At 63.9% G+C, this 13,038-nt stretch carries 12 protein-coding genes; 5 read left to right on the top strand and 7 right to left on the bottom strand.

Translation table 11 applies throughout. The features are described from left to right. Positions 1-30 precede the first annotated feature (30 nt). Positions 31-1,272 carry a voltage-gated chloride channel family protein gene (locus AC1RBA_RS26740; RefSeq protein ID WP_492420428.1) on the top strand — a complete coding sequence of 414 codons (1,242 nt, stop codon included), beginning with the start codon at positions 31-33 and terminating at the stop codon, positions 1,270-1,272. Beyond that, the gene (locus AC1RBA_RS26745; protein ID WP_492420430.1) at positions 1,269-2,000 is read left to right on the top strand and encodes a class I SAM-dependent methyltransferase; all 732 of its coding nucleotides are present in this window, start codon (positions 1,269-1,271) and stop codon (positions 1,998-2,000) included. The genes AC1RBA_RS26740 and AC1RBA_RS26745 overlap by 4 nt, the downstream gene beginning before the upstream one ends. On the opposite strand, the gene AC1RBA_RS26750 is transcribed toward AC1RBA_RS26745, so the two are convergent. The 6 genes from AC1RBA_RS26750 to AC1RBA_RS26775 all read right to left on the bottom strand — a co-directional run bounded on the left by AC1RBA_RS26750 (position 1,997) and on the right by AC1RBA_RS26775 (position 9,170). Continuing rightward, entirely contained in the window at positions 1,997-2,920 is a 924-nt protein-coding gene (locus tag AC1RBA_RS26750) for an ADP-ribosylglycohydrolase family protein (RefSeq protein WP_492420432.1), read from the bottom strand. The two genes, AC1RBA_RS26745 and AC1RBA_RS26750, sit on opposite strands and share 4 nt — an antisense overlap. Before the next feature lie 96 nt (positions 2,921-3,016). Then, entirely contained in the window at positions 3,017-3,964 is a 948-nt protein-coding gene (locus AC1RBA_RS26755; RefSeq protein WP_492420434.1) for a cupin-like domain-containing protein, read from the bottom strand. Between the two features lie 221 nt (positions 3,965-4,185). After that, on the bottom strand, positions 4,186-4,929 hold the full coding sequence (locus AC1RBA_RS26760) for a DNA-binding protein (protein WP_492420436.1): 744 nt from the start codon (positions 4,927-4,929) through the stop codon (positions 4,186-4,188). A 141-nt stretch (positions 4,930-5,070) separates the two neighbouring features. Beyond that, the gene (locus AC1RBA_RS26765) at positions 5,071-5,688 is read right to left on the bottom strand and encodes an LON peptidase substrate-binding domain-containing protein (protein WP_070287945.1); all 618 of its coding nucleotides are present in this window, start codon (positions 5,686-5,688) and stop codon (positions 5,071-5,073) included. A gap of 51 nt (positions 5,689-5,739) precedes the next feature. Then, on the bottom strand, positions 5,740-6,978 hold the full coding sequence (locus tag AC1RBA_RS26770; protein ID WP_492420438.1) for a DEAD/DEAH box helicase: 1,239 nt from the start codon (positions 6,976-6,978) through the stop codon (positions 5,740-5,742). Positions 6,979-7,097: 119 nt separating this feature from the next. Then, a complete protein-coding gene (locus AC1RBA_RS26775; RefSeq protein ID WP_492420440.1) occupies positions 7,098-9,170 on the bottom strand; it encodes a TonB-dependent receptor plug domain-containing protein in 2,073 nt (690 codons plus the stop codon). Positions 9,171-9,551: 381 nt separating this feature from the next. On the opposite strand from AC1RBA_RS26775, the gene asd reads away from it, so the two are divergent. Further along, positions 9,552-10,400, top strand: a complete 849-nt coding sequence (gene asd, locus AC1RBA_RS26780; protein ID WP_492420442.1) for an archaetidylserine decarboxylase — start codon at positions 9,552-9,554, stop codon at positions 10,398-10,400. Positions 10,401-10,417: 17 nt separating this feature from the next. Here the strand turns inward: asd and AC1RBA_RS26785 are convergent, their stop codons facing one another. Beyond that, entirely contained in the window at positions 10,418-11,323 is a 906-nt protein-coding gene (locus AC1RBA_RS26785) for a LysR family transcriptional regulator (protein ID WP_070311834.1), read from the bottom strand. Between the two features lie 113 nt (positions 11,324-11,436). On the opposite strand from AC1RBA_RS26785, the gene AC1RBA_RS26790 reads away from it, so the two are divergent. Both AC1RBA_RS26790 and AC1RBA_RS26795 read left to right on the top strand, forming a co-directional pair. Beyond that, complete coding sequence (locus AC1RBA_RS26790; RefSeq protein WP_070311835.1) at positions 11,437-12,036, top strand: FMN-dependent NADH-azoreductase; 600 nt, start codon at positions 11,437-11,439, stop codon at positions 12,034-12,036. 57 nt (positions 12,037-12,093) lie between these two features. Then, positions 12,094-12,966 carry a pirin family protein gene (locus AC1RBA_RS26795; RefSeq protein ID WP_070311836.1) on the top strand — a complete coding sequence of 291 codons (873 nt, stop codon included), beginning with the start codon at positions 12,094-12,096 and terminating at the stop codon, positions 12,964-12,966. Positions 12,967-13,038 lie beyond the last annotated feature (72 nt).

A 13,038-nucleotide genomic window follows, 5' to 3' on the forward strand; every position in this document is an offset into this window, starting at 1 on the left:
ACCCACCCATCGCCCATGACTGGATGACTGATGCACCGCCTGAGCGCCCTCACCGATCTGCTGCAGCATCTGTTGAAATGGCTGCTGCTGGCCTTTGTCGTGGCCGTGCTGGCTGGCACCGCCTCGGCCGGTTTCCTGTTCGCCCTCGACTGGGCAACCGCGACGCGCCTGGCGCACGCCTGGCTGATCTGGCTGCTGCCCGTGGCGGGCTTTGCCGTCGGCTGGCTGTATCTGCGCTACGGCAGCAGTGTCGAGGGCGGCGCGAATCTGCTCATCGATGAAATCCACGACCCGAAAAAAATCATCCCGCTGCGCATGGCGCCGCTGGTGCTGGGCGGCACCGTCATCTCGCATCTGTTCGGCGCCTCCGTCGGGCGCGAAGGCACGGCCGTGCAGATGGGCGGCGCGCTGGCCGACCAGCTCACGCGCATGTTTAGCCTGAACAATGAAGACCGCCGCATCATCCTGATGGCCGGCATCAGCGCCGGCTTTGCCTCCGTCTTCGGCACGCCGCTGGCGGGCGCCATCTTCGGCCTGGAAGTGCTGGCCATCGGCCGCTTGCGCTACGAAGCCATGCTGCCCTGCCTGGCCGCCGCCGTCATCGCCGACCAGGTAGGCTTGCTGTGGGGCGTCCAGCATACACATTACGCCGTGCCCTTGATCCCCGCCCTCTCCGCCTGGACTTTATCCGCCATGGTGATCGCGGGCGTGCTGTTCGGCGTGACCGGTAAACTGTTTGCGCAAGCCACGCACGGCTTGAGCGGCTGGATGAAGCGCAAAATTGCCTACGCCCCGCTGCGCCCGCTGATAGGCGGCCTCGCCGTCGCCGTCGCCGTGTGGCTGCTGGGCACCGACAAATATATCGGCCTGGGCATCCCCACCATCGTCGACGCCCTGAAGGAACCGCTGCCCGCCTGGGATTTCCTCGGCAAGATGGCGTTTACCATCGTCTCGCTGGGCACCGGTTTCAAGGGCGGTGAAGTGACGCCATTGTTCTTCATCGGCGCGACCCTGGGCAATGCGCTGGGGCCGCTGCTGCACCAGCCCGTCGCCTTGCTGGCCGCCATCGGCTTCGTCGCCGTGTTCGCCGGCGCCGCCAACACGCCGATCGCCTCGACCCTGATGGCGATGGAACTGTTCGGCGCCGAGATCGGCGTGTACGCAGCCATCGCCTGCGTCGTGGCCTACCTGTTTTCCGGCCACGCTGGCATTTACAGGGCGCAGCGGGGCGGACATGCCAAGCGCAGCGCCCACCAGGATCTTGAACCATGACACAAAATATCTACGACAACGACGCCTTTTTCACGGCCTACAGCCAGCTGCCCCGCTCCATCGGCGGCCTCGACAGCGCGCCCGAATGGCCGGCCCTGCGCGCCATGCTGCCAGACGTGCAAGGCAAGCAAGTACTTGACCTGGGTTGCGGCTATGGCTGGTTCTGCCGCTGGGCGGCAGAACAGGGTGCGGCGCGGGTATTGGGCGTGGACGTGTCGGAAAAGATGCTGGCGCAGGCAGGCGGCATGGGAGAATATGCGGCTGTCAGCTATGCGCGGCTTGATCTGGAACAACTGGTCTTGCCGCCAGCCGGCTACGACCTCGTCTACAGCTCGCTGGCCTTCCACTATATCGCGGATTTCGCCACCTTGCTGGCCGCCATCCGCCACGGCTTGAAGCCGGGCGGCAAGCTGGTGTTTTCCATCGAGCACCCGATCTTCATGGCGCCGCGCCAGCAGGGCTGGCTGACGGATGGACAGGGCCGCAAGCGCTGGCCCGTCGACAGCTACCAGCAGCAAGGTCCGCGCGTGTCGGACTGGCTGGCGCCTGGCGTGATCAAGCAGCACCGCACCCTGGGCACGACCATCAATGCACTGCTGCAAGCGGGTTTCCAGCTGGAGCATGTGGAAGAATGGGGGCCGAGCGACGAACAGGTGGCGCAGCAGCCGGCCCTGGCGGAAGAGCGCGAGCGGCCGATGCTGCTGCTGGTGGGCTGTAGCCTGCGCTAGTCCCTGGCCCGCTCGAACAATTTGCCCGCCAGTTCCTCGATATCGTCGCGCATGGCCAGCGCATCCAGCCATAGCGGGGGAATCGCCTGGGCGCCATAATACGCGCCGGCAAGCTGGCCGACGATGGCGCCGGTCGTATCGGCATCTTCGCCCAGATTGACAGCGCGCAATACCGCCGCTTCCAGTGAGTCGGTATGGAAGAAGCACCAGAGCGCCGCTTCCAGCGATTCCACGCAATAACCGGTGCCGCGTATCTGCTGCTCCGTTTTGGCGAGGAAACTGCCGCTGGCCAGCTCCACCAGCTTCGGTTCCGCAGGCCGGAACGCAATGCTGTCCAGCAGCGCGTCTTTCGCCGTGCCCGCCAGCGCGCTGCACAGCAAGGCGGCGAGCAGCTGGCAGCTTTCGACGGCTTCCGGCGCCGCGTGGGTGGTGCGGGAACTGTCGGCAGCGCAGGCCATGGCCGCTTCGGCATCGGGATAGGCAAACAGCACGACGGGGACCAGGCGCATGAGCGACCCATTGCCCGCCGTGTCAGGCGCGGCGGAGCCGCTCCAGGGATTGCCCGTCTCCTGGAAACTGGCCAGCGCGCTCCTTACCGTGCCGCCGATATCGAAGCAGGTGCCGGTGGAACTCAGGTAGCCCCATTGCCACCAGTTCAAGTACCGCACCATCTGGTCCGCCGCATCGAACGCCCCTTTCTGGACCAGGCTTTCGGCCAGGCACAGCGCCATCGACGTATCGTCCGTCCATTGTCCCGGCCGCAAGCCGAACGGACCGCCACCAGTCATGCCCGTCACCGGCGCAAAGCTGCCGCGCGGAGAAAATTCCACTGTGGTACCGACGGCATCGCCGCAGGCAAGCCCCAGCAAGGCGCCCAGATAGCGCTTGTGCAAGGTTGGTTTGTGCAAAGTTGCCGTCATGATGATTCTCCGTGGATTCCTGGCGGGCCACACTCATCCGGTTTCCGCTGCCAGCACAATTAGGCGCCTGCAGGCACTGGCCATCGCGCCATAAGGTCAGGCCTCCTTACGCCGCAGCGCCGTATCTCCATGCAGGGCCAGCGGCATGGCCCTGGCCCAGCGGTTAGACGACAGCGAAAACGTCAGCGCGCGCACCTGATGGTACCAGCCGGCGGGCACGTACAGCATGTCGCCCGGCTCGACGAGGCATTCGATCATGGTCGCCTGGCGCGCCAGGGGGAAGCGCTGGAAATCGGGCGCTTCCGGGTCGAAGGGCGAACCGAACAGGATGGCGTTCGCTTCGCTGGGATACAGGAAGGCGTCGTGGTGCGGCGGCGACAGGAAAATGCGCTTGCGGCCCCACACTTGCGCGAAAATATTATCGTCGTAATCGCAATGCAATGGCGTCACCGTACCGGCCGGCCCCACCCAGAAACGGGGCGGGCCCATCTTGTCGAAATACGTGGGCCAGTGGCACAGGCGGTTCAGCTCGCGCAATTCCAGGTTGCCCAGGTATGGCGGCAACGCGTACTCGCCCTCTGCCACCAGGTCCAGGTATTGCCCCATCGACATGTCCTGCATGGCACGGTCGGCCGCGAACGCCGTATTGATATAGTCGCCCACCCGCGCGCGCACGGGCACGTGGCTGAACCGTTCGCGCAAGACCTCTGGCCCCAATGCCGACAAAGGCCAGCGCCGCACCAGCCCGCGCATCAGGAAGGGCAAGCCCAGCGCGGCGCGCGCGCGGAAGGCGGCGGCGTCCAGCATGGCCAGGCGCGGCACTTCGGTAATGGCGGGCAAGTCACGCGCCGCCCGCTTGATGGCCTCGCGCATGGCGTCGATGGACGTGACGCCGCGCACCTGCGCATCCTTGTCTTCGCGCGCCAGCTTGCGTGCCAGGGCCGCTTCGGGCGAGCTGAATTCGGCTGGCGGCCGGGGCGGCAGCGCGCGCGGCGCGATGGGGGCGGCCGCAAGCGGGAGCGGCACTTCTTTTTCTACAGACATAAACCTTCTTTGCGATCAAGGCGTCACATGGCATGGCATGGCGAGACAGTGCGCCATTTTAAGCCAGCAAGGCCCGCATGACATATTCCCCCGACGTATCGACACCTGACAAAACCGGCGCGAGCGGAAGGTAGAGGTGGCTAAAAAGCGCAACCGTGCTGTAGCACGGTGAGCATCGCAGGCTACCTATACCGACGCGCAGCAGGTTTGGTCAGGTGTCCTCAGACAGGTGTTTTGAAGATCGGATCGACGATAAACTGCTGCGCCTTGATGCGCAAGGTACGTTCTTCGTCCAGCTCGGCGCGCGTTTCGCCCAGCTCTTCGCGTTCCGCTTCCAGTTCGAGGCGGGCGGCCGCCAGTTCCGTTTCCACGCGCGTCAGGCTTTCCAGCTTCAGCTGGGCCTGGATCAGTTCCGCGCGCGCCGCTTCGGCAGCCTCTTCCAGGCGCGGGATGCCTTCGAGCTTGAACTGCGCCTTGGCCAGGTCCATGCGCGCCTGCTCGGCCGCCTCTTCCAGGCGCGGCAAGCCTTCCAGGCGCAGCTGCGCCTTGGCCAGGTCCGTTCTAGCCTGATTCGCCACCTGCCGCTCGCGCTCGAGTTCCTCGCGCAAGGTTTCCAGCTCGCCCGCCTGCAGGTCGAGCAACTCTTGCTGGCGCTCGTTCTCGCTGGCCAGGTCCATCAATTCCTGTTGATTGTCGTTCATCTCGGCTTCATGCGCGCTGTGGCTGGCGCTTAATTCCTGTCCTACATAATCGAGGATGGCTTGCTGCAGCACGGGCGACAGTTCGGCGGCGGCGGCGATCTGGCGCTGCGCGCCCGCCTTGCGGCGCTGCAAGAGCTTGCTGATGGTGCCCAGGCAGGCAGCGTTGCCCAGCCGTTCGCGCAAGGCGCGCACCGTGATGGCCTGGCCTTCGCCGGCCATCGCTTCCATTGCCGCATTGATCTGTTCCGCGCTTACTTTTGCCATGTCGTCTGCTCTTGAATGTTGCCCAGGGCAATCTTGCCCAGGGGCATTATCTTATGCCAGCGGTGGCAAAGCGTAAAGTATTTCTCAATAGAAATTGCAATTGCACAACGGAAGCGCGAGAAAACATGCGGCCTGGCGTGTCTACTCTTCCAGCAAGCCGTTTTCCGTGAGCATATCCTGAACCAGTTCCAGGCGCAGCACGGGATTGTCCTGGCTCAGCAGCAATTGCTTTTGCATGGCGCTCAGCGACAGCAGCTCGCACCACCGGTTCGCCACCCAGCCGCACTCGTCGAGGCGGTACGGCGGCTGCAGGGGCATTTGATCGGGCGGAATCTTTTGCTCCTGCAAGGTGCGGATCAGGGCACCGAGTGCGTCGGCCACGTTCTGCTGCTCCTGGGGGATGGGAATGGTTTTATCGGGCGGCAAAGTTTCGACCTGCGCCATCCACAAGCCGTTTTTCAGCTGTTCGCTGGAGACGATATGAAAGCGCTGCATGCCCATGCATTTGATTTGCAGCAAGCCCGACAAGGGCGCGGCCCAGTCGATGACGCGCGCCAGGGTGCCCACGGGCGCCAGGGTTTCCAGCTGGCCCGGCTTGCGCACTTCCGCGCCGTCCAGCAGCTGCACCACGCCGAACGGCTGCTCGCCCATGATGCACTGACGTATCATGTCCAGGTAGCGTACCTCGAAGATCTGCAGGGGCAGATAGCCATCGGGATACAGCACCGTATTGAGCGGGAACAAAGGTATCGAGGTCATGGCGCATGATGGCACGAATGCGATATCCGTGCTGCGCGCCTTGTGCATCCCTTACTTATAAAAACGGCGCTTTTTCGCCCGCTCCGCCGCCTTCGGCGCCAGCACTTTCACGATCTTTTTCTGAATCGTGCCTCCGGCGGACGTGCCCGGCACGCGGTGTTCCGCCTCAAAACCAGGCTCCTCGTTGCGTTTGAGGGTTTGCCGCGTCAGCGCTTCCACGGCCGACAGCAACTCCACCTCGTCGGCGCAGACGAGGGAAATGGCTTCGCCCGAAGCGCCCGCGCGGCCCGTGCGGCCGATGCGGTGGATATAGTCTTCCGCCACGGTCGGCAAGTCGAAATTGACGACGACGGGCAATTGGTCGATGTCGAGGCCGCGAGCGGCCACGTCGGTAGCCACCAGCACCTGCACTTCGGCGGATTTGAATCGGGCCAGCGCGCGCAGGCGGTTCGGCTGCGTCTTGTCGCCGTGAATCGAATCGGCGCGCACGCCCTGCTCCAGCAAGGTGTTCACCAGCAGCTCGACACCCTTGCGCGTCTTGACGAAAACTAATACCTGGCCCCAGCGCTTTTTCTTCAGCAGGTGCAAAAACAGCTCCGGCTTGCGTTTCTTGTCGCACACGATGACCGACTGCTTGACGGCCTTGACCGTGCTGTTGCGCGCGTTCACTTCCACCGAGACGGGATCTTTCAGCATGGTTTTCGCCATGACGCGAATCGCGTCCGAGAAGGTGGCCGAGAACAGCAGGGTCTGGCGCTGCTTGGGCATGGTCATCAGCAATATATCGAGTTCGCGCTCGAAGCCGAGGTCCAGCATGCGGTCCGCCTCGTCCAGCACCAGCGTCTGCACTTGCTCGAACTTGACGGCGCCCTGCGTCTGCAAGTCCAGCAAACGGCCCGGCGTGGCCACCAGCACGTCGAGGCCCTTGCGCAGCTTGCTGATCTGCGGCTCGATGGGCACGCCGCCATAGGCGACAAAGCTGCGCAGCGGCAAGTTGCCGCCATAGCTGCGGAAGCTGGCATAGACTTGCTCGGCCAGCTCGCGCGTGGGCACCAGCACCAGCACGCGCACGCATTGCGGCGCCACCACGCCTTCCAGGGTCAGGCGCTGCAGCAGCGGCACGGCAAAGCCGGCCGTCTTGCCCGTGCCCGTCTGGGCGGCGGCCATCAGGTCGCGCCCGGCCAGCACGGCCGGGATTGCCTGTGCCTGCACGGGCGTGGGCTTGGCATAGCCGAGCTCATCGAGTTTGCGGGCCAGGGGATCGATCAGGCCGAGGGAGGAAAACGTCATGGGGAAAGCAATCTTGGCAAATGAAAAGGCGGCGCGCACGGGCTGGCCGCGCGCGCAATTGCCGAGATTATAGGCCAGCGGGGATGCCGGCCGGGGTTTTCAGCGCGAGAACATCGCCATCAGAACTTCATTTCCAAGGTGGCGCGCGCCTGCGGCGAGCTCGGCGAGATGCTGTTGCGCACGATCGTGCCGCTGGCATCCGTATAGATGGTGTCGCTTTCGAAGTCTTGCGCCAGCAGGTTAGACACGGCCAGGCGCAGCTGGTTCTTCGCATCGAATTTCCACAACGCATAAATGTCGAGGTCGCGCCGCGGCGACGTATAGGCGCTCTGGCGCTCGGTGATGCGCACGGGGCCGCCATTGCGGAAGTTGAAGCTGCCGCCCGTGGTCAAGATGCCGTCCGGCGTCTTGTAGTCGAGACCGACATTGCCGCTGACGGGCGTTTGCTGGTCGAGCCGGTTATTTGGCCCCGGCACCTGCTCCACTTGCGACCAGTTGCGGCTGACGCTGGCGCGCAGGTCGATGGCCGGCACGGGCGCGGCCAGCACGGCGCGCAGCGGGAACTTCGCTTCCAGTTCCAATGTCTGCGTATTCGCGCGGCCATCGTTGACGGGCGTGGATACCCAGCGGTCATTGATAAACAGCAAACCCTGGCGCGTATAGCCGTCGATGCGGCGGGCCGAGGCGCGCGCGCTGAGCAAGGCACCTTCGGCCCAGTAGTGCTCGTACGAAGCATCGATGCCCAGCGCCAGCTCCGGTTTCAGATAGGGATTGCCTTCGCGGTCGGGGTCCGTCTGGCTGTTGTTCGTCGAGGTATTGCGGCGCGGAATCAGGCTCGCCGTGGGCTGCGCCTTGTAGGTGCGCGTCAGGGCCAGGCGCACCTGGTCGCCCTTGGTATCGGGCAACTTCCACAGGGTTTGCAGCAGCGGGCTCCACACGCTGGTGCGCTGGTTCACTTCGTCGTAGGTATCGCCCGCGCTGCGCGTATCGATGCCTTCCCAGCGCACGCCCGCATACATGGACCAGCGCGGCGTGATTTCCCATTCATCCTGCACGTACAGGGCCAGGCGCTTGATGGTGGCGTCGAAACCCTCGTCGCTGTTGACGGGCGGACGCACGCCCAGGGCCGCTTCGCGCTGGCGGCGCGTTTCCTCGCGCTCCGTGTAGGCGCCATCCCAGCCCATCGACAGGGCATGGCCGGGCAGCAGGGGCGAGGAATACTTGCCGGTGGAACTGACGCCGTTTTCCGTCGCCTTCACGCCCACCTTGCGCTCGAGCGCCAGGCCCCCGCCGTCGATAAAGCCTTGCTGCAGGCTGTCAGACGTATTGCGGGCGGCCGAGGCGCCGATTTTCAGTTCCAGTTTGGCGCCGCCGGCCAGCTTGTGCATCCACGTCAAGTCGCTGCGGCCAAAGGCATTGTGGTTGCTTGAGCTGCCCGTGTTGGTATCGTAGTCGGGGCGCACGCCCTGCTCCGTTTCCGCGCGGCTGAAGTTGCGATGATTCGAGCGCCCGCCGTTGAAAAAGAATTGCGCCGTCACGTTGTCGCCGTTGGCCAGCACCCAGTTCAGGCGCGGCGACAGATTGATGCCTTCCGGGCGGCCATCGCCCGTGCCGTTCGTGCGACGCAGCAGGTTTTGCCGGCCGTCGGGCGCGTAGCCCAGTTCCAGGCCGGGATTGTCGTAATGGTAGTCGTAGCGGTACAGCGAACCGGCCAGCGAGTATGAAAAATTGCCGTCGCGGTCAGACAGTTGCAGATTCACGCTGGGCGAAAAGCTCACGTCGCTGCCTTGCACGCCCAGCTTGAGTTCGCGCTGCGCCGTCTTCACGGCTTTCTTGAGCACCACATTGATGGTGCCGGCGATCGACTGCGTGCTGTATTCGGCGCTGGCCGCGTGCAAAATCTCGATGCGCTCGATCACGTCGGGCGACAGGGTGTCGAGTGAAAAACCGGCCGGCGCCCGTTCGCCGTTGAGCAATATCTGCGTATAGCCGCTGCCCAGCCCGCGCATGCGGATTTCGCCGCCCGAGCGCCCGGCCGCGCCGGACACGGTAATGCCGGGCAAGCGTTTGAGCACGTCGGTGACGTTCGTGTCGCCATACTTGAGGATTTCCTCGCTGCCCACGATCATCTTGCTGGCGGTATCGTCGCGGCGCGGATCGTAGCCGCTGCCCTTGACTTCGACGGTTTGCATGGGATTTTCAGCCTTTTCGGCCTTCAACGGCACGGCGGCGGTATCAACGGCCGGCGTTTCGGATTGCTGGGCATGGGCATTCCATGCAAGTAAAACGGCGGAACAAAGGACGGTGAGGCGGAGGCAACGGCGTGGCATCATGACCTGACTGAGAAAAGTTGGCTGAATAAAAATGGCTGAAAGCTAAAAAACAGGCCGCCGTATTGTGCTGTAATTTTTTCTGACTGGCACAGTTTCCCGAAAATATTTCCTATAGCAAATTAAATTCGGCGGCAGGCTGCGATACGTCCCCTTGCATACGGCGCATATCATTGCGCGCCACATCGCCGCTATAATGCGTTTTCACCATTGTTCCCATCACCCCGTCAAAGGCTTCCCATCGTGTCTGACCGTCTTGCCGTCCTGCCTCAATATCTGCTTCCAAAAGGAGCATTGACCAACTTTGCCGGCCGGATCGCCGGCGCCAAAGGCGGCGCCATGACCACGCGTTTGATCCGCTGGTTCGTCGGCCGTTACAACGTCAACATGGATGAGGCGCTGGACCCGGACATCACGCACTACACGAGCTTCAACGACTTTTTCACGCGCGCGCTGCGCCCCGATGCCCGTCCGCTGGCCAAGGCCGACTACATCTGCCCCGTCGATGGCCGCATCAGCCAGTTCGGCAAGATCGACAAAGACCAGATCTTCCAGGCCAAGGGCCACAATTTCAGCACCACGGCCCTGGTGGGCGGCGACGCGGCCCTGGCGGCCCAGTTCGAACATGGCAGCTTCGCCAACCTGTACCTGAGCCCGCGCGACTACCACCGCATCCACATGCCGTGCGACGGCCGTTTGACGCGCATGATTTATGTGCCAGGTGAATTGTTCTCCGTCAACCCGACGACGGCGCGCGGCATTCCCGGCCTGTTCGCCCGCAACGAGCGCGTCGTCTGCGTGTTCGACACGGCCAACGGCCCCTTCGTCATGACCCTGGTCGGCGCCACCATCGTCGGCAGCATGGCCACCGTCTGGCACGGCGTCGTCAACCCACCCCGCACGGGCCAGGTGCGCGACTGGAGCTATGCGAACGACAATGTCGTGCTGAAACAGGGCGAAGAGCTGGGCCGCTTCCTGCTCGGTTCCACCGTCGTGATGCTGTTCCCGAAAGACACCGTGCAATTCAACGCCAACTGGCAACCGGCCGGCCCCGTGCAACTGGGCGAAGTCATGGGCAACCTGCCCAAGTAAGGCATCCGGACGCGCGCCTATACGGGCGCGTCAGTCTGGTACATCTCCTCCATCAGATCGAGAAACGCGCGCGTCTTGGCCGGCATCAGGCGCCGGCCGGGAAATACGGCCCAGCCCGTGACCAGCGGAAAACTCCACTCCGGCAACACGCGCACCAGCTCCCCCGTCGCCACATAGGCCTTGGCAAAGCGGTCCGTGCTGGCCGCGATGCCCACGCCCGTGCAGGCCATGCGCACCAGCAATTCCGGCGAGTTCGCCAGCAGGCGCACGGGCAAGTCGCGCTCCCACGTCGTCTTGCCGCGGATCAAAGTCCAGTGCACGAGGCCATGCACGGCACGCGGCAAGCTCAGCAGATCATGGCCATATAAATCGTCGGGATGCTCGGGCAAGCCGTGCACGCTCGTGTATTGCGGCGAGGCATACAAGGCCAGCGTACTGAAGGCCACGCGGCGCGCGGACAGGCTGGCGTCGTCGGGCAAGTTGCCCATGCGGATGGCCAGGTCGAAGTTCTCTTCCAGCAAATCCACGCGGCGCGCCGACAAGTCCAGTTCCAGCGAAATGGCCGGATAGCGGCGCACGAATTCGGCCAGCACCTGGCGCATCAGCGCGTCGCCGAAGTCGGCCGGCATGGAAATGCGCAGCAAGCCGCTGGGCCCCGCCTGCCGGTGCTGAGCCAGGGCGCCGGCCGCCTCCGTTTCCTCGACCACCTTGCGCGCATGCTCGAGCAGGCTGGCGCCAAATTCCGTCAGCGCCAGCTTGCGCGTGGTGCGCAGCAGCAGCCGTTCGCCCAGCTTCGCTTCCAGCTGCGAGATGCGGCGCGACAGGGTCGACTTGGGCAAGTCCACGCGCACGGCGGCGCGCGAAAAACTGCCGCACTCGACGACGCGGGCGAACAGCAATAAATCTCCGGGATCGATATCCATAGCTTTGATTGTTCCATGGGTGGATTAATGTTATCCATTTTAACGGCTTCCGGATGGTTTTTGGAATTGCTATAGTTCATCCATCGCAAGACACCTCACACGGAGAAAACAAGATGAACATCCTGCAAATCAATTCCAGCGCCCGCAGCACCGGTTCCGCCTCGACCCGCCTGGCTGACGCCATCGTTGCCCGCGTACAAGCGGCCAATCCCGGCGCCACCCTGGCCCGCCGCGACCTGGCTGCCCAACCGCACCCCGTGCTCGACGAGCCGACCCTGCAAGCGCTGTTCACCCCGGCCGACAAGCGCACGCCGGAACAGGCGGCCCGCATCGCCCTGGACGACGCGCTGATTGCGCAAGTACAAGCGGCCGACGTCATCGTCATCGGCGCGCCGATGTACAACTTCGGCATCACCGTGCAACTGAAAAGCTGGTTCGACGCGATTGCCCGCGCCAATGTCACCTTCAAGTACACGGAAAACGGTCCCGTGGGCCTGTTGACCGGCAAGAAAGTCTACGTGGGCCTGTCCCGCGGCGGCTTGCACCGCGATAGCGCCAACGATAGCCAGGTGCCTTACCTGAACACCATGTTCGGCTTCCTGGGCCTGACCGACGTGCAATACGTGTATTCGGAAGGCATGGGCATGGGCCCGGAAGCTGTGGCCAAGGCGCAGGCGCAAGCGGACGCCGAGATCAACGCGATCCTGGTGTAATTCCCAGCAGTGAAAGGGACGGCGCACTGGCGCCGTCCCGGCCTAGAGGAGAGAACAATGAGCGACACCACCACCGTCAACAAGCCACGCGCCGTCGAGCGCGTGATCGCCGGCCAGGCCGTCATGGATGGCGCCGGTGTGAAGATCAACCGCGTGCTGACGCAGCAGCTGCAGCGCCGTCTCGACCCGTTCTTGATGCTCGACAACTTTGCCAGCGACAAGCCGAACGACTATATCGCCGGCTTCCCCGAGCATCCGCACCGGGGTTTCGAGACGGTCTCGTACATGATCACGGGGCGCATGCGCCACAAGGACAGCGCGGGCCACGAAGGCTTGCTGACGTCGGGCGGCGTGCAATGGATGACGGCTGGCAGCGGCGTGATCCATTCGGAAATGCCGGAGCAGGAAGAAGGCGTGATGGAAGGTTTTCAGCTGTGGCTGAACCTGCCCGCGCGCGACAAGATGCGCACGCCGTGGTATCGCGATTTCACGAGCAGCGAAATCCCCCGCTACACGACGGACGCAGGCGTGGCCGTGCAGGTGATCGCCGGCGAGAGCCATGGCGTGACGGGCGCCGTGCAGCGCGAATTGACGGAACCGCTGTACCTCGATATCGACTTACCTGCCGGCAGCAGCTTCGAGCAGCCCTTGCCACCAGGCCATAACGCTTTCCTGTACACGTTCCGTGGCGAAGTGCGGGTCGATGGCAAGGCCGTACCCGCCCTGCGCATGGCCATCTTCGCCAATACGCCAGGCAGCGACGGCGTGCGCATCGAAGCACCGGAAGGCGGCCGCGTGATCCTCGTCGCCGGCCAGCCCTTGAACGAGCCCATCGCTCAGTATGGCCCGTTTGTCATGAATACCCAGGCGGAAGTATTCCAGGCCGTGCAGGATTTCCGCGAAGGCAAGTTTGGCGAGACGGCCGCATAGTAACTGACGTGTACCAGCAAAAACCTGCAGCGCCCCCGGGCCTGCGGGTTTTTTTACGTGCCGCCTATATTG

Source organism: Janthinobacterium sp. GW823-FHT03B06, from assembly GCF_058796955.1.

Bases quoted from the DNA above. Each gene is read 5' to 3' on its own strand.
- AC1RBA_RS26740 (WP_492420428.1), top strand. From the start codon at position 31: ATGCACCGCCTGAGCGCCCTCACCGATCTGCTGCAGCATCTGTTGAAA.
- AC1RBA_RS26745 (WP_492420430.1), top strand. From the start codon at position 1,269: ATGACACAAAATATCTACGACAACGACGCCTTTTTCACGGCCTACAGC.
- AC1RBA_RS26750 (WP_492420432.1), bottom strand. From the start codon at position 2,920: ATGACGGCAACTTTGCACAAACCAACCTTGCACAAGCGCTATCTGGGC.
- AC1RBA_RS26755 (WP_492420434.1), bottom strand. From the start codon at position 3,964: ATGTCTGTAGAAAAAGAAGTGCCGCTCCCGCTTGCGGCCGCCCCCATC.
- AC1RBA_RS26760 (WP_492420436.1), bottom strand. From the start codon at position 4,929: ATGGCAAAAGTAAGCGCGGAACAGATCAATGCGGCAATGGAAGCGATG.
- AC1RBA_RS26765 (WP_070287945.1), bottom strand. From the start codon at position 5,688: ATGACCTCGATACCTTTGTTCCCGCTCAATACGGTGCTGTATCCCGAT.
- AC1RBA_RS26770 (WP_492420438.1), bottom strand. From the start codon at position 6,978: ATGACGTTTTCCTCCCTCGGCCTGATCGATCCCCTGGCCCGCAAACTC.
- AC1RBA_RS26775 (WP_492420440.1), bottom strand. From the start codon at position 9,170: ATGCAAACCGTCGAAGTCAAGGGCAGCGGCTACGATCCGCGCCGCGAC.
- AC1RBA_RS26785 (WP_070311834.1), bottom strand. From the start codon at position 11,323: ATGGATATCGATCCCGGAGATTTATTGCTGTTCGCCCGCGTCGTCGAG.
- AC1RBA_RS26790 (WP_070311835.1), top strand. From the start codon at position 11,437: ATGAACATCCTGCAAATCAATTCCAGCGCCCGCAGCACCGGTTCCGCC.
- AC1RBA_RS26795 (WP_070311836.1), top strand. From the start codon at position 12,094: ATGAGCGACACCACCACCGTCAACAAGCCACGCGCCGTCGAGCGCGTG.